The sequence below is a fragment of the Streptomyces sp. NPDC051172 genome (genome assembly GCF_040682555.1).
Lineage (GTDB): Bacteria > Actinomycetota > Actinomycetes > Streptomycetales > Streptomycetaceae > Streptomyces.
Window position 1 is genome coordinate 1 of sequence record NZ_JBFBBE010000148.1, and the last position, 20859, is coordinate 20859.

General features: G+C 70.3%; 17 protein-coding genes. 4 read left to right on the top strand and 13 right to left on the bottom strand.

From position 1 onward, the window contains the following. Positions 1-63: 63 nt before the first annotated feature. The 5 genes from AB0N07_RS44410 to AB0N07_RS44430 form a co-directional block, all read right to left on the bottom strand. Complete coding sequence (locus tag AB0N07_RS44410; RefSeq protein WP_365845510.1) at positions 64-408, bottom strand: SDR family NAD(P)-dependent oxidoreductase; 345 nt, start codon at positions 406-408, stop codon at positions 64-66. Further along, complete coding sequence (locus tag AB0N07_RS44415) at positions 408-1061, bottom strand: HAD family phosphatase (protein WP_365845512.1); 654 nt, start codon at positions 1059-1061, stop codon at positions 408-410. The genes AB0N07_RS44410 and AB0N07_RS44415 overlap by 1 nt, the downstream gene beginning before the upstream one ends. Next, complete coding sequence (locus AB0N07_RS44420) at positions 1058-2095, bottom strand: hypothetical protein (RefSeq protein WP_365845514.1); 1038 nt, start codon at positions 2093-2095, stop codon at positions 1058-1060. The genes AB0N07_RS44415 and AB0N07_RS44420 overlap by 4 nt, the downstream gene beginning before the upstream one ends. An 878-nt stretch (positions 2096-2973) precedes the next feature. Continuing rightward, positions 2974-5694 (bottom strand): right-handed parallel beta-helix repeat-containing protein, encoded by a 2721-nt coding sequence (locus AB0N07_RS44425; RefSeq protein ID WP_365845516.1) that lies wholly within the window; start codon positions 5692-5694, stop codon positions 2974-2976. Then, entirely contained in the window at positions 5691-6512 is an 822-nt protein-coding gene (locus AB0N07_RS44430) for a hypothetical protein (RefSeq protein WP_365845518.1), read from the bottom strand. Before AB0N07_RS44430 ends, AB0N07_RS44425 begins: the two co-directional genes overlap by 4 nt. A 247-nt stretch (positions 6513-6759) precedes the next feature. Between AB0N07_RS44430 and AB0N07_RS44435 the strand changes: the two genes are divergently transcribed. Next, complete coding sequence (locus AB0N07_RS44435) at positions 6760-7449, top strand: response regulator transcription factor (RefSeq protein WP_365845520.1); 690 nt, start codon at positions 6760-6762, stop codon at positions 7447-7449. A gap of 120 nt (positions 7450-7569) precedes the next feature. On the opposite strand, the gene AB0N07_RS44440 is transcribed toward AB0N07_RS44435, so the two are convergent. From AB0N07_RS44440 to AB0N07_RS44470, 7 genes are all read right to left on the bottom strand, one after another. Continuing rightward, positions 7570-8964 (bottom strand): EsaB/YukD family protein, encoded by a 1395-nt coding sequence (locus tag AB0N07_RS44440; protein WP_365845522.1) that lies wholly within the window; start codon positions 8962-8964, stop codon positions 7570-7572. 49 nt (positions 8965-9013) lie between these two features. Then, positions 9014-9337 (bottom strand): WXG100 family type VII secretion target, encoded by a 324-nt coding sequence (locus AB0N07_RS44445; RefSeq protein ID WP_365845524.1) that lies wholly within the window; start codon positions 9335-9337, stop codon positions 9014-9016. A 54-nt stretch (positions 9338-9391) separates the two neighbouring features. Further along, positions 9392-9715: a WXG100 family type VII secretion target gene (locus tag AB0N07_RS44450; RefSeq protein ID WP_365845526.1), complete on the bottom strand. Its 324-nt coding sequence runs from the start codon at positions 9713-9715 to the stop codon at positions 9392-9394. 287 nt (positions 9716-10002) lie between these two features. Next, positions 10003-11250 (bottom strand): MFS transporter, encoded by a 1248-nt coding sequence (locus AB0N07_RS44455; protein ID WP_365845528.1) that lies wholly within the window; start codon positions 11248-11250, stop codon positions 10003-10005. Next, positions 11250-12386 (bottom strand): alanine racemase, encoded by a 1137-nt coding sequence (locus tag AB0N07_RS44460; protein ID WP_365845530.1) that lies wholly within the window; start codon positions 12384-12386, stop codon positions 11250-11252. Before AB0N07_RS44460 ends, AB0N07_RS44455 begins: the two co-directional genes overlap by 1 nt. A 241-nt stretch (positions 12387-12627) precedes the next feature. Beyond that, on the bottom strand, positions 12628-14610 hold the full coding sequence (locus AB0N07_RS44465) for a hypothetical protein (protein ID WP_365845532.1): 1983 nt from the start codon (positions 14608-14610) through the stop codon (positions 12628-12630). Positions 14611-14672: 62 nt separating this feature from the next. After that, positions 14673-16826 (bottom strand): hypothetical protein, encoded by a 2154-nt coding sequence (locus AB0N07_RS44470; protein WP_365845534.1) that lies wholly within the window; start codon positions 16824-16826, stop codon positions 14673-14675. A 698-nt stretch (positions 16827-17524) separates the two neighbouring features. On the opposite strand from AB0N07_RS44470, the gene AB0N07_RS44475 reads away from it, so the two are divergent. Beyond that, positions 17525-17791: an RICIN domain-containing protein gene (locus AB0N07_RS44475; protein WP_365845536.1), complete on the top strand. Its 267-nt coding sequence runs from the start codon at positions 17525-17527 to the stop codon at positions 17789-17791. 29 nt (positions 17792-17820) lie between these two features. Here AB0N07_RS44475 and AB0N07_RS44480 read toward each other — a convergent pair whose 3' ends face one another. Further along, positions 17821-18996, bottom strand: a complete 1176-nt coding sequence (locus AB0N07_RS44480) for a CAP domain-containing protein (protein ID WP_365845538.1) — start codon at positions 18994-18996, stop codon at positions 17821-17823. Positions 18997-19337: 341 nt separating this feature from the next. On the opposite strand from AB0N07_RS44480, the gene AB0N07_RS44485 reads away from it, so the two are divergent. Together AB0N07_RS44485 and AB0N07_RS44490 are read left to right on the top strand one after the other, a co-directional pair. Continuing rightward, positions 19338-19769, top strand: coding sequence for a hypothetical protein (locus AB0N07_RS44485; protein WP_365845540.1), 432 nt, complete (start codon positions 19338-19340; stop codon positions 19767-19769). Between the two features lie 220 nt (positions 19770-19989). After that, entirely contained in the window at positions 19990-20826 is an 837-nt protein-coding gene (locus tag AB0N07_RS44490; protein ID WP_365845542.1) for an IS5 family transposase, read from the top strand. Positions 20827-20859: the final 33 nt, after the last annotated feature.

A 20859-nucleotide genomic window follows, 5' to 3' on the forward strand; every position in this document is an offset into this window, starting at 1 on the left:
CAACCCGCCACCGAACGCGTCACCTACACCCTCCAGCTCCACCCACTCACACCACGACCGCAGTCATCCTGAAACGATCAAGGAAGCGACGTTGGCCAGCGGGATGACCCCGGCGTTGGCGACTGCGACATCCAGACGGCCGTATCGGCCGACCGCTGTGTGGATCATGCGCTCGTTGTCGGCCGGGTCGGCGGTGTCGCCGACGGCAATCTCGATCGTGTGGCCGTCTTTCGCCAGCTCGTCACGGAGTGCCAGCAGCCCCTCCTCGTCCCGGTCGGCGGCGACCACGCGGCCACCACCCCTGGCCAGCAGCCTGGCTGTGGCCGCGCCGATGCCGTTGGCCGCGCCGGTGACCAAGCATGCCTTCCCGTACATCTGGTCGTCGCCCCTCGTCTCGGCTCGGGCCATCACTGGTCCTTGAGCATGGTGAGGAGGTAGGGGACCGCCTTGTACGCGTCCGGCTGGACGAGGTCGGCCAGGGCGAGGACGTCCGGTGCGATGGGATAGCGGGCGTAGGGGATGGCGACAACCTGCATCCCGGCGGCATGGGCCGATTTGATGCCCGAGCCGGAATCTTCGACGGCTATCACGTCGCAAGGTGCTATGCCGAGCGCGGCGGCGGCTTTGAGATAGGCCTCTGGATCGGGTTTCTGCTGCCGCACGTCTTGTCTGGTGATTACTGCGGCGAAGTGATCAAATATGTCGGGGAACGCGCGCGCGGCCGCATCGACGTAGTCGCGATCGGACGCGGTGGCGGCGGCGACCGGGACCTCCTTGGCCAGCCGCTGGACCATCTCCGCAGCCCCCGGTAGGGGCGTCATCGTGGCCGCGTGCCTGGCTGCGTAGTTGACGCACCACTGGCGCACCCGGTCTTCCCCGCTCTCGTCAAAGCCCAGCTTCTGCGCCACGTCGACGCTGTCGCCGTCGATGCAGTGCCAGCGTTCGATGTCGTCGTCGGTGGGAACATGTCCCTGTGCTCGGGCACATTCCTGCAGCGATTCACGCCACAGCGGGTCGGAGTCGAGCAGGGTTCGGTCGATGTCGAAGACTACGGCTTTCACAGGAACTTCCCCTTGAGCCTCTGGGTGATGAGTGCGAGCCACGTGCAGTACTCGGCTGTGCGGTCGAGCTGGGTCTCCCGGTTCCAGCTTCCCGAGCCGGACAGCGAGGGCGGCGCCGTCCATAGCCCGGTCTCGTCCTGGAAGTCGCACAGGTAGTCCAGGACCGTGAACAACGCGTCCAGGTAGCGGCGCGAATCGGTCTGTTCGTACAGCAGCGCCAGGCCCAGGGCGAGCTTGCCGCTGTAGTCGTGCAGGATGGCTGGTTCGCCCAGCGACAGATACACCTCGGCGTACCCCTCGGCCGCCTTCAGGTAGGCGGTGTCGGAGGTCTCGGTGTACAGCGAGGCCAGGAACGCGATGGGCAGGCCCAACGCGTAGTAGAGGGGACGTTCTTGGTCCGGTTTGAGCACGAAGTAGCGCTCACGGTCGGCCGGATAGTCGGTGGACAGGTCTCCCGACGCTGTGCGAACCAGGAAGAACTGCTTCTCGGGGTTGTCCTGCAGTTCCAGGTGCTTGACCAGAAACTTGGCGTTGGCGAGGGAGTTGCGGGTCCGGCCGTACCTCAGGGACACGAACCCTGAGATCGCGGTGGATCGCAGGTCCTTGGACCCGTCACCGGCCCCGCCGGTGCAGGAGGCGACCCCGCCGTCCGACCAGTCCACGAACGCGTCTGCAAGCGACAGGGTGCGCAGGCCCATCCCCTCGCGTCCGGCCTCCAACGCGCCCCACGCCAACCAGAGATCCTCATACAGGTCGCATTCGCGCCCCGCTGCCTGGTCCTGGTCACCCCGAATGCGGAAGAAGTGGCCTCGCGAATCGGCGAAGGTGCGGTCCACATAGTCGAGCATCGCCTGCGCGGCTGCCGGCTTGCCGGCCAGCGCCAACGCGGTCGGGGCCTTGTAGTATCCGCCGACACCGATTCCTTCCGCGTTGCGCCCGAGGGGGTCGAGCTGCGCCATCAACGCCTCGCCCGCTCGAACCTGCGCGGTCCGGTATCTGGCGAGCCGCCTCCGCTCCACGTTACGAACCGGCATGTCAAACAACCTTTGCTGAATGAGTTTCCCTGCGTGAAGCGGACGCACCGTGTGGCGAGCGGTTGCTCGCGCTGAAGTAGGTACAGCGCCGGTAAGAGCGAAGGGGTCTCCGGGCGCCCGAGTCACCGGGAACCACGGGAGCACTCGGTCATCAGGAATCACGAACTACTCGCCCATTCGCCACCGAAGTACTCGGCGCGCCAACTGGCCCTCGGACGGCCGTGGTTCGCCCGCCATGAAATGTAGGCCGACGTGCCTGACACCCGACAGGTCCCTGTTCGGGGATCTGTGCCTGCCTCCGTGGTACGGCTGTACGGTGCTGTCGTCCGTGACCAGGGCGGTTACAAGTTCCGGGATCGCGTCGATCGTTCGCGTGGGGCCGGAGTCGACGCGGTAACAGCACAGGCACGAGACCGGCGATCATCAGGGCGTCTACGCCAGTTGATCACATTGTTGTCCCGTGCCTGCTGCGCCATCCTCCCCGCCCCCTGCCGTCCTGGCGAGACTCATCGGCAGGCTGCGGCTGCTGGGAGCGGACAACATCGCCAAGGCCACCCGAGCGATCCCGGGACGCACCCGAACACGCCGTCTGGGTCTGGGGCATCACCGACAGCCCACTCCCCCTGGGAACTTGAGGCCACCCTGGTGCGTGCCCCACAGAAGGTGCACCCGTGCGAGCCCGCCTCCGGTGCCCTCTCTTCGCCACGCATCCCCTCGACGTGCCTGCACCTCGGCGATCCAGCCACCAGGAGGTACGGCGTGACCGGCGGGATACGGGACCCTCCGGTCGGCCGCCGCCCGCTGGGCACGGCACCGTTCACGCTCACGCACCCGTCGGGAGTGCACCCGGGTAGCCGGGCCGGGCGGCCCGGCGGGGCTCAGCCGGTGGCCAGGGGCGGCAGGTCGTCCGGGAGCAGGGTCACCAGGTCGTCCGTGGTCGGCTCCACCAGTTCGACGACCCGCTGGGCGTGCCGTTCCGTCATGCGTTGGAAGATCTGGCGGGCAGTGCGGCCGTTACCGAAGCGGTCGTCGCGCACCAGGGCGCCGAAGTAGCTGTGCAGGGCCTCGCGGGTGTCCTGCGGCAGCTCGTACTCGTGCTTGGCGGCGTGGAACTGGACGATGCGCCCCAACTCCTCGCTGCCGTAGTCGTCGAACATCAGGGTACGGGTGAAACGGGAGGCCAGGCCCGGGTTGATGTCGACGAAGCGTTCCATGTCGTCGGGGTAGCCGGCCACGATGACGACGATGTCGTCGCGGTGGTCCTCCATGAGTTTGACCAGGGTGGCGATGGCCTCGCGGCCGTAGTCGTTGCCCTGTCCGGCGGGCGTGAGGGCGTACGCCTCGTCGATGAACAGGACGCCGCCGAGGGCCCGTTTGAAGACGGCCGTGGTCTTCGGCGCCGTATGCCCGACGTACTCGCCGACCAGGGACCCGCGGTCGGCCTCCACCAGGTGGCCGCGGGAGAGCAGGCCGAGAGCGGCGAGGACCCGGCTGTACAGGCGTGCCACCGTCGTCTTGCCGGTGCCGGGGTTGCCGGCGAAGACCAGGTGGCGGCTGAGCGGCGGGGCGGCGAGTCCGGCCTCGGTGCGCTGGCGGACCAGCTGCATGACCTTGACCATGGTGCTGACGTCCTGTTTGACGCTTTCCAGGCCGATCAGGTCGTCGAGTTCGGCCAGCACTTCGGACAGGCTCTCGGCGCGGGCCTTCCGGGTTCCCGTGCTCTTGGTGTCGGGCGTCGCGGGAGCGCCGCCCCGGGCGCTCGGTGCCACGGCGAGCGAACCGCCGGTACCCGGCTCGTCGAACGGCTCGGTGGTGAGTCCTTCGTCGGGCATGGTGCTGATCTTGACGTCGTCGACGCGGCAGTGCTCGATCGTGGGTTCCGCGCCGTCGGCGAGCTTGAGGTCCTCGTCGGTGTCGTGGATACGGCAGCCGCGCAGCACGGGCGTCGCCGCGCTGCCCACGTAGACAGCGGGGAAGCCGGTGGAGCTGATGTCGCAGTTCTCGAAGCGGCCCGCGGCGTTGTCGGCGACGTAGAGGCCGTTCTTCGCGGTGCCGGTGACCGTCGTGCCGCGTACCCGTGGGGCTGCCTTCGCCTGGACGACGAGACCGGTGCCCTTGGTGTCGGTGATGGAGCAGTCGGTGAGCCAGGCGCCGGCGCCTTCGCGGAGGAACACGCCGGCGGCGCCGGTGCCGGTGACGCGGGTGTCGACGACGAGCGCGCAGGTGTCGGCGCCGATGTCGATGCCGACACCCGAACAGGAGCTGATGGAGCAGTCGTCGACGAGGGGGCGGTGTTCGGTGCGCAGTCCGATACCGGTCGCGGCCTTGGTGATCCGGCAGCCGCGGGCGGACAGATCCCCGCCGTCCACCTCGATGCCGCAGAGCTCGCTGTCGTCGATCTTCGTGTCCGTCAGGGTCAGCAGGGCCTGCTCCACACTGCGCAGGCCGTGCTCCGGGGTGCCCTGGACCCGGCAGTCGCTGAGCGTGACCCGGCTGCCGTCCCCGGCGTGGACGCCGGTGTAGGCGGAGACGGTCACGGCGCAGTCGACGAGGGTGAGTCGGGAGGTGTCGGCCGCGTAGACGCCGTTGGCACCGGAGCGGGTGAATGCTCCCCCGCGCACCTCCACCTGTGCCTCGCCGCCGGCAGCAAGGCCGGAGCCGGTGGTGTCGGTGGTCGTGGTGTCGTGCAGCCGCAGCCGGCCGGCGCCCGTGACCACGACGCCGGCCGCGCTGATGTCGCTGATCCGGCAGTCGATGAGCGAGGCGACGCCCCGGCCGGTCACGTGCACCCCGTCGCGGCGGGTTCGGGCGATCTCGCAGCCACGCAGCGCGACCCCGAACTCACCTCCCGCGGACGGCGCTTCACCGGCGCTGTCGTCGTCGGGTGCGGCATCGGCCCCGGCGCCGCCGGTGATGACGACTCCCCCGGCCTCGCTGTCCCCGATCCGGCAGGAGCGCAGCACGGGCCGGGCGCTGTCGTCCACGGCCACGGCCGCCGCCCCGCTGTGGGTCACGGCGCACAGGTCGAGGGCGGCGCGGGCCGAGCCGGTGACGCGGATGCCGTGGCCGCCGGTGCGGGTCACCGAGACCCGGGTGAGGGTGGGGGCCGCTCCGTGGTCCACCAGGATGCCGACGGCGTCGATGTCGTTGATGCCGGTGTTCTCGACGACGGCCCGGCTGTCGCCGCCGAGGTAGAGGCCGACGTCGCCGGTGTGGTGGAGTTCGCAGTCCTTGATGACGGGCGTGGCGGTGCCCGTGACGTGGGCGCCGCCGCCGGTGATCTCGCAGCCGTCGATCTCCACCGCACCCGCGGTGATCAGGACGGCCGGTTCCTTGTCGCGTCCTTCCAGGACCAGGCCCCGCACCGTGCCGCCGGGGCTCTGCACGGTGAGCGCGGGGCCGTGGGCGCCGGCGACGATCCGTACCGTGCCGCGGCCCTTCTCGGCGGTGAGGGTGATGTCGCGGCTCAGGACCACGCTTTCGGTGTAGGTGCCGGGCTGGACGGAGATCACGGCCCCGTCCGGGGCCTCGCGGACCGCGGCGACGATGGTCTTGAACGTGCCCCAGCCGCGCGGGGCGACACGCAGTCCGGCGGTCATGTCGAGGTGCAGGTCAGCCGCAGTTGGGCGGCGGCCACGTGCACGCCCTCGGGCACGGCGGAGCTTTTGGCCCCGGCGTCCACGAGTTTGACCGTGACCCTGCCGGTCCGCACGGTGAACGCCGGGGAGGTGAACCACCGGCCCTGGTGGGACTTGCCGACCTGGTCGACCAGGTAGCCGCCGAGCGGCCGGGGCTGCTTGTCCGCGGTGGCGCCCGGGGCGTAGTCGTCGTTGTAGTAGTAGAAGTAGGCGGGCGAGCCGCCGACCTGGGCGCGGGAGGAGCCCGCGGGGACGTAGCTGGAGACGCGGCAGGAAGCGACCGTGAAGTGGGAGCTGAAGTTGTACTTCCACAGCGCGTAGTGGGTGGCGTCGTAGGCGTCGGCCTTGCCGGAGACCGGCATGGAGAGATAGCCGCCGGTGCACGCCTCGCCGTTGTAGCCGCCGCTGTCCGAGTCGGTCCAGGCGGCGGTCCCGTCGGCTTCGGTGCCGGTGGAGTAGCCGTATGCGGCGAAGCTGGTGGAGCCGTCGCTGCTCGCGGCGCAGGCCGGGCCGGCGATGGCCTTCCAGACCTGTCCGGAGCTCTGGCCGCCTGCCTGGTAGGGCGTGGCGTCCGGGCTGGGGGCGATCGACTTGACCTCGCTGGGCAGTGCGAAGGCCGGGCCGCCGAGCGCGCCGTAGACCAGCGCCCCGAGGGCGACGGCCAGAACCGCTGAGACGCTGACCACGAGCAGGCGCCTGCCGGTCCGGCCCCGCGGGTCCTCCGGTCGTACGGATTCGGCGAATGCGGAGGAGAACTCGCGCCAGTCCTCATCAATCATGCGAGAAAGCACCCCTAATTGTTATGGGTCCGCAGAATTCCGGGAAAAGGGATGACGGGACTACAACCAGCCCCGCGACACACGGATGGCCAACTCGGCCATCGGGCACCTACATTGGGTTACGGACACGATCACGGGCAGGTTCACGTGATTTCATTCACCCGGGCCGACGCGCGGAAAGCACCTGACACGGAGGCTACGTTCGTCCTCAGGAACTCACTGAACCTGAGAATGGCAGGAGCGCCCCATGTCCCCCCATATTCCTCAGATCGCCGTCGTCGAGCAGCACAGCCTCGTGCGCTTGGGCCTGGAGAACCTGCTCTCCGGCAGCTCCCTGCTGCGGGTGGTCGCACTGGCAGCGGACCCCACGGACCTGCCGGAGCCGGCCGTACAACGCCTCGACGTCATCGTCTACGGCGCTCCGGCACAGCCCGACCCGTCCCTCGCCACGACCGTCGACGCGCTCGCCGCGATCGGCCGGGTCCTGGTCGTGGCGGACTTCGCGGGCTGGCAGCCGGTGACCGAGGCACTTCGTTCGGGGGCCTTCGGCTGCGTCAGCAAGCAGGCAGGCGAACAGGAGTTGCTGCGCGCGGCCGAGACGGTGGCGCTGGGCGGCCTGTATGTGGCGTCCGGTCTCGCCACCCGGCTCCACCACGAACTGCGGCGGCCGGCCGGCGCCCCTGTCCCGGCGCTCGCACACCGGGAGCAGGAGGCGCTGCGGCTGCTGGCCACCGGCTTGACGCATGGTCAGATCGCGCGGCGCATGGGCCTGACGGAGGCCACGGTCAACACCTACGTCAAGCGGATCAGGAACAAGCTGAACGTCCGCAACAAGGCGGACCTCACCCGGAAGGCCATCGAACTGGGCCTGCTCCACGACAACGGGCGCGGCGTCCCCGCAGGCGCCCTCGCCTCCGGCTACTCGCCCGCCGCCTGACACCGCGCCGCGCCCTTTCTGCCGCCCACCGACCGCACGGGCGCGGCGCGGTGACGCACCGTTGTACAGTCACCGCGCCTCGCCACCACACGCACCACCGCGCCACGCGGTGACATGCCGTCAGATATGCCGCCCGAGGCCGGCCATCGCGCCGAACGCGCCGAACGTCGCGACCGCCAGGGCCACGCTCCCTGCGGCCAGCACCGAGCCGAAGCCGGCCAGCCACCGGGGGCGTGCCATCGCCGGCAGGTCCGGGCGGCGCATCATGCGCCGGAATCCGTAGACCAGGAGCACGACCGCGAGGAGCACGCTCCCCATGGGGCCTGCCCAGCTCGCCACGCCGAAGCGCTCCGGACCGGTGACCAGCAGCGTGAACAGCCCGGCAGCGCCGGCCAGCATCTGCGGCACCACCTCGGCCACCAGCCGCGCCGACCCGGCACGCAGCAGGACCGCGAGCCCCAGCAGGGCGGCCGCGACATTGGCGTACGGCGACGTGGACGCGGCCATCACCACGAGCGCGCCGGCGAGGACCAGGCACAGAGTTCCGGTCCAGACCACCAGCAGCACGGTGGCGGCGCGTACCGCGTCGGCGACCTCGTCGTCACGCGGCTCCACCTGCACCCGCATGCTGACCCGCCGCCAGGTGTAAGCCACGGTTGCGGTCACGGCCGTCGGCACCACGGTCAGCAGAGCGAACGCGACCGCGGCGATCACGGAGGCCGCCTGGACGGCATCGGCCCGCAGCGCGGCGAGGCCGAGACAGGGCACCACCGCGAGCACCGTCGTGAACAGGGTCGCGGAGGTGGTCACCGCGGGCGCCGCCACGGAGGCGAGGAACGCGCCGAGCAGCGCGCCCACGGCGACGGCCGCAAGGGCGAGACCGGTCCGGGTCATGACTCCCTCCACACCGAGTCCCCGGACCCCGTAGGCGGATACGACGGACCAGGCACCGAGGGCCAGCGCCGGCACCGCGCACAGGGCCAACGTCATCCGCAGTCCCGCCGGCACGGACCAGTGCCGCTCCATCGCCACCCAGGCCAGTACGGGCAGGGCGAGCCCCGCGGCCAGCGAGAGGTCCAGGAGGAGTCCCGCGCCGGACCGGTCCCCCACGGCGGGCACGAACAAGGTGGCGACGAGCCAGCCGAGGGCGAGGGCCATCAGGGTGTACGTCCGGGAACGGGCGTCCCACCGGCGGTCGAGCACACCCTGGGAGGCCTCGGCCACCCGCACGGCGACATCCTCCACGACCGGGTCGTTCAGTTCGTCGGCGGCCGCGTCCCGCAGGTAGAGGACCTGGCCGTCGGTGACGCCCAGCTCCGAGAGGGACCACTCCGGGGCGAAGGCACTCCCGGTAGCCGCGCCCAGGGTCCAGGCCGCCGGCATGATGTCGGCCTCGTTCTGCTCGCACAGACGCGCCAGGGTGTCGGCGTAGCTCACGATGGGAGCGCCGGCGGGGACAGCGAGATCCACCTTCCGGCGCTCTCCGACGACGGTGATACGGCAGTGCTCATCCACAGTGACGATTCCTCAGGATCAGGGGGGCATCCGTCGCCTGCGCGACGGGTCAGGAGTGCTGCCAGGTGCTGGTGTTGGAGTACTCGGCCTCGGAGTAGTTGTTCCAGTTGACCTGCATGGCGTTGGCGATCTGGCCGAGCACGCCGTCCGGGCCGAAGAGGCCGTTCGCGGCGTAGTTCCACTCCGACTCCAGGCCGTCGAAGTACTGCTGTGCCTGACCGCTCCAGTCCCCTCCGCCCAGGACCGGCTGAAGCTTGTTCACGAGGGCCGCCAATTCGTCCGCCATGGTCTGGGCGCAGCTGTTGATGTGCGTGCCCGCGCTGGCGAGGTCCGGCTTGACCATGAGATTCGCGCCGTCGACATTTCCTGACATGATCTCTCCCTGATGGTGTGGGTTCTATGGCGGGGATCAGCTTGCGTCCGGGCGTCAGCTGAGCTTCGCGCTCGAGAGGTCGGCCTGGATGGTGTTGATCGACTTGATGTTTTGCTGCTCGGCGTCGGTGTAGTTGACGTAGTTGCCGCGCAGGCCGCTGGCGATGTCGGTGAGTGCGTCGTGGAGCATGCGGGAGTAGATGTCGTACTCCTGCATGAGGTCCTGGAAGGTGTTCTGGGCGATGCCCTGCCATGAGGCCTCCAGGCCCACCACATAGGTCTTGAGGTCCGCCAGCTGGGTCTGGAGCTCGGCGGCCGTGCTGTCGCACGATGTCGCGGCCTGCGACACCATCTCCGGTGTCACCTTGAAGTCGGTCACTGTGACTGTTCCTCTCCGGGTGGCGTGATACCTGCCCAGTCAGCCTCGCAGCGGCCGACGGCGTCCGACAGATCCCCTTTCCGGTGTCCCCCGGAGGCAGCGGACGGCTCGCCCACCGGCGGGTTGTCGCGGCGCAGGCGTGCGGCCGGTCGCGCGGCGGCGGCTTGTTGCCGGGCCTTGTGGTGCGGTTCGTCGTAGCCGAGAGCGCAGTCGCAGTGCAGGCAGCTGCGGTGGCTTGGGAGATGACGGGCCGGCGACCAAGACGGGGGCCCAAGCCGAACGTGGTCTCAGCGATTCTCCTGGCTGGTCAGAACGTGAGGCGGCTCGCCGCCTTCATGTGAGTCGGCCGGGGCCGGTCGGGCGTCGGAGGGGGATGCTGAGCGCTGCGGTCCGCCGCGGGAGGCCAGTTCGGTCAGGCGCAGCTGCCGGCGCGCCGGGGAGAGCAGACTCGCGGCGAGGACGAGGCAGCCGGCTGCCGCGACGGTCCCGGGCGTGGTGAGCCATGCCGTGGCGAGCGGCCCGAGAATGGTGCCGAGCAGGGCTCCTGTGACGATGAGCTGGTCCAGGGCGCCGAGGGCCTCACCGCGCCGGCGGGACGGGACGGCGTGTTGCACGCGCGTGGTTGCGTACGCTTCGACGTAGCCGGCTGCTGTTCCCGCGGTAAGCAGAAGCGCGACTCGTGCGGGGGGCCAGTCCGCGGTGGCCGCCATGATCAGGGCAGTGCCGGTGGCAGCGGTCACGGTGGTGAGGTGGACACCGAAGTGCCAGCGGGCCGTGGCGATACACACCGCTGCGCCTGCGCCGAGGCCGGCAGCCAGCAGTCCGTATTCTTCGTCGCTGTCAGCGAGGAGGACCAGGATCGCGGCGACGGCGTCGATGGCGATGTTGACCGCGACCACGGAGATGACGGCGTCAGGCACGCGGGCAAGGAGCGCCCATGCCGACTGGGCGGGTGGCCCCGCCGAGGGTTGTGGAGACGGCAGCGGCAGGCCGACGAGCAGCAGGGCGGCCACACCCGCGAGTCCCGCGGCCAGCATCGGCCCGGCCGACGGTGGCGCCACTGCCAGGAGCAGGCCGCCGAGGGCCGGCCCAGCTACCCACGCTCCGGCCTCGATGGCCGTCAACGCGCGGGTGGCGCGTTCAAGAGGCGCGCGTTCCAGTATGTCGGGGAGGGCTGCACCGCAGGCAGCGTAGGCGGGCGTCCCCGCCACGACCGCGGTGACCGCCGGCACGATGAGCAGCACCACGTGGGCATGGACGGTGACGGCAGTGGTGAGCGCGGCGAACAGGACAGCCCGCACAACGCTGCTGGCCTGCAGCAGGTGGCGCCGGTTCATGCGATCGGCCAGGCGTCCGGCCAGGGAGCCGAGCGCGATGTACGGGACCATGCGGGCGGCGCCGAGCAGCGCCAGCGCGGTGGCTGAGTGGGTCGCGCTGTGGAGGGAGGTGGCCAGCAGTGGTGCGGGCAAGGTGGTGGCGGTGCTGCTGAGGGCGTGAGATCCGAGGAGTCTGCGCGTGGTGGCGCGGTCCGTCATCACGGCGCCAGCAGGACGGGGGCCGGTCGGTGGCCGTTGAAGTTCTGGGCGGCGTAGGGCCAGGTGTAGGCGCCGGTGCCCCAGATGACGAGGCGGTCCCCCACTCGTAGGTTCCGGGGCAGTCGGTAGGTCGTGGGGAGGGTGTCGAAGCTGTCGCAGGTGGGGCCGGTGATCACACTGGGGCGGGTGGAGGCTTCGATGGGGTGATCGAGAGCCTCGATGCGGTATTCCACCGCGCTGCCGACTGTCTCGATCAGTCCGAGGGAGAACAGACCCGCGTCGAGGAAGACATAGCGCCGGCCGTCGGCCCGATCGGCGATGGCTTTGACCTGCACGAGAGTTGCGCCCGCCGCCGCTGTCAGCGCGCGGCCGGGCTCGAGGACGAGGCGGGGGCGGTCGGTGAAGTGGCGGTCGATGGCGGCGAGGATCGCGCCGGCGACGTCTTCGACCGGCGGTGCTGCCTTGCGGTAGCAGGAGACGGGGACACCGCCTCCGAGGTTGAGCAGTTGGAGTGCGATGCCGTCGTCCTCGAGTTCGCCCCAGAGTGTGGCGGCGTCCGCCAGCGGAGCGTCCCACGCACCGAGATCGCACTGCTGGCTGCCGACGTGCCAGCACAGTCCGGTCACCTCCAGCCCTCGCCGGTCGGCTTCATGCGCGAGGCGGCGGGCCTCGTGCGGGGTACAGCCGAAGCGGTAACTCAGGGGCCAGTCCGCGCCCTCGCCGCTGTGCGCGAGTCTGATCACGATGCGGGCGCCCGGCGCCATGGCCGCCAGTCTCTTGACCTCGAGCGGGGTGTCGACCACCCAGGTCCGTACGCCGAGCGCGGCGACTTGCTCGATCTCCGCCGGGCTGCGGACAGGATTGCCGTAGGAGATGCGGTCCGCGGGGACTCCCGCCATCAGGCTCATTTCGACTTCTGCCGGTGAGGCGGCGTCCGCGCCGCTGCCACAGTGCGCCAGAGCGGACAGCAGCGCCGGAAGCGGCGCTGCTTTCACGGCGAACCACACTTCGGCGGGCAGGCAGTCGGTGAGCTGCCGGTACGCGTGCAGCGCGGCCTCGACACTGAAGAGGGTGTAGGGGGTCGGCTGTTGGGACGCGAGAACAGCGCGTCGCAGGTCCTCAAGGATTGTCGGCACGCTCGTGGGGAGCCTTCCGGTCAGGGCAGCGGCTGTCGTCGGTGCTGGGTGTGTGCGGCAAGGAGGTGATGGCCGGATCGTGGGAGCGGCAGGCTGTGCATGGAGTCCGCCGCGGCTGCCTGGACGGGCCGGCAACACGGCCCCGCGTTGCGGGGCCCGGCCCTACTGGCGCGCTGATCTGATGACACGGCGGACGACAGGGACCAGGACTCACTCCTGCTCCCCGATCAGGAACAGTCGGTCAGGGCCCCTCGCCCACTGGGCCCACACACCGCTCCGGCCAACCCCCGGAGCCCCTGGGGCTGTTGCGGCCTCGGAGCGCCTCGTCCAGCCCGGCGAGCGCGGCCCGGTAGGCCTCGCCCAGTTCGGCCTGCGTGCCCTTGACCATGTCGTGCGCGGGTGCCCCGCCGGATGCGGGCAGTTCACGCAGCAGGACGACCGGGGACGAACCGGTGCGCCGTACGTCGAGGACCACGAAGGGCGTGCCGGGGGCGAATACCACTTCCTCGGCGGGGTCGTCGAAGAGCCTGCGCGCCAGACGCCCGGTCACCGACCAGATGGCATAGCGCGGGCCACGCGGCCAGCCCGCTTTTCCGGCGGCGGGAACGCCGCTCAGCGGGGCGCGGTCCCTCAGGACGGTGCCGGGCCGAAGCGGATCGGTCTCCGGGTCCACCTCCGCCGGAAGCGCCGAGCCCGCACCGCGCAGGACCGCTCCACGGTGCGTCGGCAGCCGGCGCAACGCCGACACCAGGCAGGCCGCGAACGGCATGAGCCGATCGTCGCGTCCGTAGCAGGCCGCGGCCAGCGCGCGGTGGTCGAGAAGCCCGTCGGGCTCGTCCAGATAGAGCCGAAGCGCCGTCAGTTCCGCCTCCGCTGCCTGCCGTTCCTCGTCCGCCAGAGCCGGCAGACGGCCGAGGGCGCGGGCGACCACGGGCGCGTGGCGTTCCCAGGCCGGTCCCGCGAGCAGTCGCAGGGCCGCGTGCTCCGCCGGGCCGCTTCGGTAACCGGGACGGAGCGAGGGCCGGACGGACACCGGCCGCACCCGTTGCGCGCTGTCCGGGCGGGTCGTGCCGGACCGGGGAGCCTGCGCGTCGGGGGACGCGGCCTCCGTTTCGGGGTGTCGGCTCAGGTACTCCCAGGCTACGTCGAGATCCGAGCCCGGAGGCAGATCGGGTGCCGGCGATTCCAGGGTGGCGCCGACCGTCTCCCGTCCCCGGCCGAGGTGCTCCCACGCACCCGTCAGGTCGGGAGTCGCGAGGGGATCCGCCGTTGTGCGCGGCGGCGGCGAGGGGACCGTGGCGCGTGCGGGACGACCAGCCGGAACGACGTCCTTCCTGGGCCTCGCCTCGACGGATCCACCCCGCCTTTCATGCGGGGCGGGAAGGGCCCGGACGGTGTGCACACCGTAGCGGTTCTGCAAGGCGCCGGGGGCGTGAACTCCGTCCGGTGTCAGGGCTGTTTCGGGCAGCAGCAGGGCAGTACTCGCTCGCACCTGATGCGGCAGCGAGTCCAGAAGCAGTTCCAGCGCCGGCCAGAGCGCCCTGTCCCCCGGCGGGCCGTCCCCCACCACGGTGAGACAGGTCGGGTCCACCGCGATGGTGTGATACGCAGTCGTGTCGGTTGCGGACGCAGCTTCGGCTTGCCACCCGGGTCGCACCGACACACCGGCGGGGATGTGTTCGATCACGTACCCGTCCGCTGCCTCACCGGGAACCGCGTCCAGCGCGCTCTGCCATACGGGCGCGGGGCAGCGTGCGCCGAGTGGCACCGGCGTCGCGCCGGGCGCGAAGCCCAGCCATCCGCCTCGTCCGTCGGGGCCGACCGGGGCGTACAGCGAGCCTCCGGCCGCCACCAGGAGCGGGCCGGCAGGTGCCTCCACGTTGATGGCCCAGTTGTCGGCGATCCGCCGGGCCGGCGCCGGTCGGCCCGCCCACTCCTCACCCGCGCCCGTCAGGGCCAGACGCACGGTGGTATGGCCGGACGCGCGCAACGAGTCGAGGAGTTGGCCCACGCGGGGCCAGAAGTCAGGCTCCTCGGTCGCATTCGGATCGGAGAGTAGTGTGACCGTCCGGTCGCCCGCTGACCTGAGCGCATGGACAAGCTCGTCAAGGCCGCCCACGGGGGCGGGGGCCTGCGCAGAGCGGAGCACCACCAGGTCGCCGTACTCCTCGATCCGTATCGACCCGTCACCCGCGTGGGCAGCCGAGGTGCTTGTCTGGGTCATCGCCGCTCGCTTTCGGGTTCGACATCAGGGTGCGGTGAGGGCGAGGACGACGGGCCGCGTCCTCACCGGGAACCCTCTGCCACGGCCGAGCGCGACGTAGGGGCTGACGACTCGGAGGGACGGCCGACGGCCGACTCGTCCACGGAGAGGACACCAGTGGTCTTCAACGGCCGGGCGGGCGCCGCGGTGACGAGTTCGCGCGGTGCGTCAGGGTGCCGTACCTCTTGTGAGGCGGTCACGGGTGACGCCAGCGGGGCCGGCGCGGCGGACGGAGTACCAGGCGCAGTCGGCAGGGCCTGAGTGGCGCCGAGTTGGGCGCGATAGTGTTCCGCGGCCTTGAGCAGGCGGCCGTCCGGTCCCGGCACCTTCTCCCGCAACGCGATGATCGACGGCGCGATGCGCAGCGCGAGCGCGGTGTCGCCGATGTCGCGCCAGCAGGCGTCCGCGTTGGCGGCGGCCTGCTCGGCGTCGACGCTGTCCGGGCCCGCGGTCTCCAGCAGGCGGACCGCCACGCGCCGGTAGAGGTCCGCCGCGAGGGCGCTGTGCCCTCCGAGCCGCATCACATGCGCCCTGATCTGGCGGATCTGCAGCAACGAGGGGTGTTCCTGACCGTGGGCGACCAAGGCCTCGCGTTCCAGTGAAGTGGCGAGGGCCGTGGCGTCCTCGTACCGGCTCGCGTTGGCGGCCTGTACGATATGTCCGATCCGATCTCGGTAGAGGGAGAAGCCGTCCGCCGCGGTGGGCTCCGGGCCGGGAGTCCCGGACGACTGCTCGGTCGCCGGTTCGGGCAGCGCGTCCGGGTCGGCGCCGGCGGTCTGCGGCCACAGCATCCGGACCTCGTGCTGCACGGCCAGCCTGCGCAGCACGCGGCACTCTTCCGCCGAGCGGCCGGGCGCGTGGATGACGACGTGCTTGCGTGCCTCCGCGTCGAGGTGGTCGAGTACATGCGACAGCGCGGACCAGCAGGACTCATCGAGGCGCTGATCCGACGGGCCGATCTCGACGGCGAGTTGATCCGCGTGCACGGGGCGTTCGGCGAGCGGCAGCCGTTGTCCCACGGTTCCCAGCGCGAGCCCCGACCGGCTCACGGCGACCTGCCACCGCTCCGACACGCGGACCACGCCGGCCTCCTGCGGTTCGCCGTCCGGCACCGGGGTACGCCAGCGGACCAGCCTGGGACCGACGCCGTCGGCCTCGTCACCGAACGCGGCAGGGCGGCAGGCCACGGCTTCGACGTAGGGCCGCCACGTGGGACGGCCTGTGCCGTCGACGAGAACCGGCCCAGGAGCCGCCGCCTCCCCTGACTGCGCCGTCGAAAGGGCGGCTAGGGGCGGACCGGTCAGTACCTCCAGCTCGATGTCCAACGCGTCGGCGACCTGCTGGGCGGTCGGCAGCAGATCGTCTTCGGCGCCGGGCGCGAGGCGGACCTGGGCGCGCACCGACGGCGGCAGCGCGGCAAGCACGGCGGCAAGGTCGTCGGCGGGGATCAGGGCCCCGGCGCCGGGGACGCCGACCAGGACGGTCGGGCGACCGACGTCGACGGGTACCGCATAGCACAGAGCGCCGGGCACGGGTGGCCGGGTCCCCGAAGGCTGGAGCAGGACACCGGCGGGTATGGGCCGGACCTCGGTTCCTCCGGCGGTACGGTCGGGCAGCGCCGCGATTGCCGCCTGCCAGCCGGGAGCAGGATGCCGCGCTCCCAGAGGTGTCGACTCCGTACCGGGCTGGAAGAGCCGCCAGCCGCCGGACGGCTCGGGGGCGTCCGGGACGAACAGGGAACCTCCGGGGACGAGCACAGCGGTGCCCTCGGGGGCGATCACACCCATTCCCCAGGCGTCGGCGATCCGCTGGGCCAGCGCAGGCCTGTCCGCGTCGCCGCTCCCTGCTCCGGACACCACCAGGCGGACCGTGGTCGTACCGTTGTCCCGCAGCGAGTCGAGGACATCCCCGAGCCGTGTCCACAGCGCGGGGGGCACAGGGCCGTCCACTCCGACCACAATGGTGGCAACGGTCTGCCCCGCCTCGGCGCCCAGGGTTCGGGCGAGTTCCGCCACCTCGCTCGGGCCGGGTACGGCCTGCTCGGTGGGGCGCAGCAGCGTCAGCCCGTCGTACTCGTCGACAAGGACGGGGCTGTCGAATTCCTCCGGCGTGGTACCGGGCTGTTCGCCCCTGCCCGGCGGCGACAGACGCGTGACGAGGGTCTCCCAACGGGACATGAACTGCTCCTTCCTTGACGGCACGTCCTTCCAGGACGCAGGCCGATGGACGGGCCATCGTCCCTCCGGTCCACCGGTTCTCCCGCGCTCTTGAGGGTTCACCAGGTCGCCACAGGGCTTGCGGTCCTCGGCCCGGCAGTCGAAAACGGCCTCGCCTACAGCTACGGATGGCCAACGTGATCGGTTCGCCTCGGATATCGACGCCTGATCATGGAGGGGCCGACACCTCTGGGTCAGGTCGGGCTGGAAGGCGGAAACCGGCGAGAGGTGTTCGTGTGCGGCGAGGGGGCCTGACCCCGGAAGTCGGACACGGGGTAATGTGGCTTGCCTCAGCGTAGTTGATGTTCGGTCGCGCGTGTTCGTAGGTGATGGGGCTGCGGTGTCCCAGGCGGCTGTGGCGGCGGACGTGTTGTAGCGGTGCAGCCAACGCAAGAGTTCAACGCGCGCTTCGCACTCGCTTGACCAGCTCTTTCGGTTCTGGAGGGGCTCGCGTTTCATAGTCGCGTCGGGCGTGCACCGGAATCCACGTCTATGGTCGGGGTGATGCTGCTCGCAGGGACGGCAGGTCAAGAACGCGGTCCGTTCCGTCGCCGATCGACGCGCTGCGCGCCCCACCCCCGGGCCGATGCTGCTCGGCCTGGTAGCCGATGTTCTGCTATGCGGGATGTGCTCGGTAGTCGGCGAGATCCGCTGGGTGAGTGGCGAGGGCGCCGGCACCCTCGCCACCCTGGAAGTCCCCTCGGCAACGGATCCCACTCCAGGGCACGACGCTGCAGCAGCGGACCCGGAACGGTGACAACAACCAGCTCTGGTACTTCGAACCGCTCAACGGCGGCTGGGTGATCCGCGACTTCGAGAGCAAGCAGGCCGTCGAGGTCGCCGGAGGATCGACCATCGCGGGCGCCGACATCGACCGGCGGACGGCACTGGACCAACCAGACCTGGACGATCCAGTGACGAGGTGATCCGAGCTGGTGGCGCGACGAGTCGGAGATTACTTGACGCCGAAGTCCTGCGTCCACCACGGGCCGCCCGGACCCGTGTTGACACCCACGCCGATGTCCTCGAACGAACAGTTGAGGATGTTGGCACGGTGTTCGGGGCTGTTCATCCAGGCGTCCATCACGTCCTGCGGGGTTGGATTCCCCTTGGCGATGTTCTCCCCAAGCGTGCCCCCGGGGTAGCCCGCGGCGTGAATGCGCTGCCAGGGGTCGACGCCGTCCGGGTTGGTGTGGTCGTAGAAGTTACGGGCTGCCATGTCGTCGGAGTGGCCCTGCGCGGCCTTCTCCAGTTGCGCGTCCTCCGTGAGCGGACCGCAGCCGGCGGCCGCCCGCTCCTTGTTCACCAGCGCGACCACCTGCGCAACGGTGTCCGCCGGGGCCGTGGGTGCGGAACCGGTCGGCTCGGGGGTCTGGCTGGCCGGGGGCGCCGTGGTTGTTGCAGGCGGCTGGATGGTCGGAGGCGCTGTGGTTGTTGCAGGCGGCTGGACGCTCGGAGACGCTGTGGTCGTTGCAGGCGGCTGGGACGTTGGCGCGCTGCCCGTCGGCACGGGCTGTCCTCCGCCTTCGCTCGAGCACGGCGACCCGTCGATCGAACAGTTCGTGGGATCAGCGGTGGTCCCTTGCACCACGAAGCCGACGGTCGTCGACTCCCCCGCCGCGAGCCCATCCGCGTCCCCCTGCCCAGGCTTCACGGTGAGGCGCTGCCCGTTCATGGTCCACGAGGCGTTCCCCTCGCCCGCCGCCGGCCCCTGCCCTCCCCCCTGAGGAGGCTTCACCGCGGGGCGCTGCCCGTTCATGGTCCACGCGGCGTTCCCCTCGCCCGCCGCGGGCCCATGCCCGCCCCACTGAGGAGGCTTCACCTCGGGGCGCTGCCCGTTCATCGGCCACGAGGTGTCGCCTACGGCGGTGATCTGGGCGCCTTGGGGCACGTCGAACTCCAGGGACCAGTCCCGCTTCGTCTCCTTGGTGTTGTTGGTGACGACATACCGCGCTGTGTAGCCCGTCCCCCACTCGGAGGTCCTGGAGAACGCCGCACCCAGCGCGGCCGGCTCCGCGGAACCGACGTTCAGCATCGCGCCGCCGCCGATGGCCGCCGCGCCGACCATCGCCGTCACGGAAGCCCAGATCATCGCCTTACCGCTGATATTGGCCACATAGTCACTGCCCATCACATGCCTCTTCCGAGTTCGTCGTTTGCCGTTTGCAAGCTGACGCAGGTGTAACGCGGACGGCCGAGGCTCGGTTCAATTCCTCGAAAGGGGTGTGTCAATTAGCGCAGTTGACGACAACTTTCGCGCACTGGTGACCGTGCCGTCAGCGTGCCGGGGGAGGCGGACGACCAGGACGTGCCTCTGGTCACGGCGGTGTGAGGCGGGTTCGGGTCAGGCCGTCAGGGACACAGCGAAGCTCCGGTTGAACGGGGTGACCTTCAAGTCGCCTCGTACCACCGGAGATGCTTCGATGCGGGTCAGACCCGGCGGAGGACCACGGCACCATCATCACTGCTTCGATGTGCCGCCAGTCTGCCACCATCTGCCTGATCAAGCCGCCCGCTCTGGACGGCGTGACCGGATTTCCGCTGGTGGAGCGGTTCCGGCCGCTGCCCGATCCGCATCGCCGCCGAGGCGTGCGTCACCCGTTCGTGGCGGTGCTCCTGATCGCCGCCTCCGCGGTGGCCGCCGATCGTGTGGGGCTGACCCGTGCCCTGGCCGCCGCACTTCCGCGGGGTACCGGACCGGGGTGGCGGGACCGGGGCGTGGCGCTGGTCCAGCTGGCCTGCGCGATCGCTCTCGGCGCGACAAACGTTCTGGGGGCCGAGCAACTGCATTACCAGTGGCGTGCGTTGTTCCCGAAGCCGGCTTCGGACAGCACGCTGCGACGCGCCCCTCGAGACCGTAGAGGGCACGGACGTTGGCGGCTCGTTCCGCATCTGTCGATTTAGTGGGCGTTAAGAGATGGTTCACTCCGATAAGCGCGTCTCGCGACTTTCAGGCTTGAGGTGTTTGCCCCATACGCGAGTCCCTGCGTCCGTCGAGTCGCTGACGAGGCCGCCCGTTTGCTCCGCTCCTCGCGCACGAAGTCCGTCTAATTCGAAGATGGGGCAGAAACGCCCAGTAGTAGCGGAACAGCACCGTCCGACGCGTCCATGATCACGCTACGGCGTGAGCCAGCGGAAGCCGTACCCCAGTGACCTGTCCGACGCCCGATGGGCCCTGATCGAGCCGACGTTGACGGCCTGGAGAAAGGCCCGGCTCGACCGCCGGCCCACCGGCCAGCCACCCAAAGTCGACCTCCGTGATGTGTTCGACGCGATTCTCTACGCCAACCGCACCGGAATCCCCTGGAAATACCTCCCGCACGACTTCCCGGGCCACGGCACTGCCTACTTCTACTACGCCGCCTGGCGCGACGAAGGAATCTTCGCCCAGCTCAACTATGACCTCACCGGCCTCGCCCGCGTAAAAGAGGGACGCAAACCCGAGCCCACCGCCTCCGTCCTCGACACCCAGAGCGTGAAGACCTCCACCAACGTGCCTCTGACCAGCCAGGGAACGGACGCGGCCAAGAAGATCGTCGGCAGGAAGCGGGGCATCCTGACCGACACGATCGGCCTGATCCTCGCCGTGACCGTCACCGCCGCAAGCCTCTCTGAGAACGCCGTCGGAATACGCCTCCTCGACCAGGCCAAGCAGACCTACCCGACCATCACCAAAAGCTGGGTCGACACCGGCTTCAAGAACGCCGTCGTCGAGCACGGGGCCCAGCTCGGAATCGACGTCGAAGTCGTCAACAGAAACCCGGGAGTTCGCGGATTTCACGTGGTCAAAAGGCGCTGGGTTGTCGAGCGAAGTCTGGGGGGGATGCTGCACCGACGTCTCGCCCGCGACTACGAGACCCTCAGCACCAGCTCCGAAGCCATGATCCACATCGCCTCGATCGACAACCTCGCCAAGCGCATAACGGACGAGACCACACCAACCTGGCGAGGAACCTACTAGGGCATACAGGGCAATACGCCTAGATCAAATGCC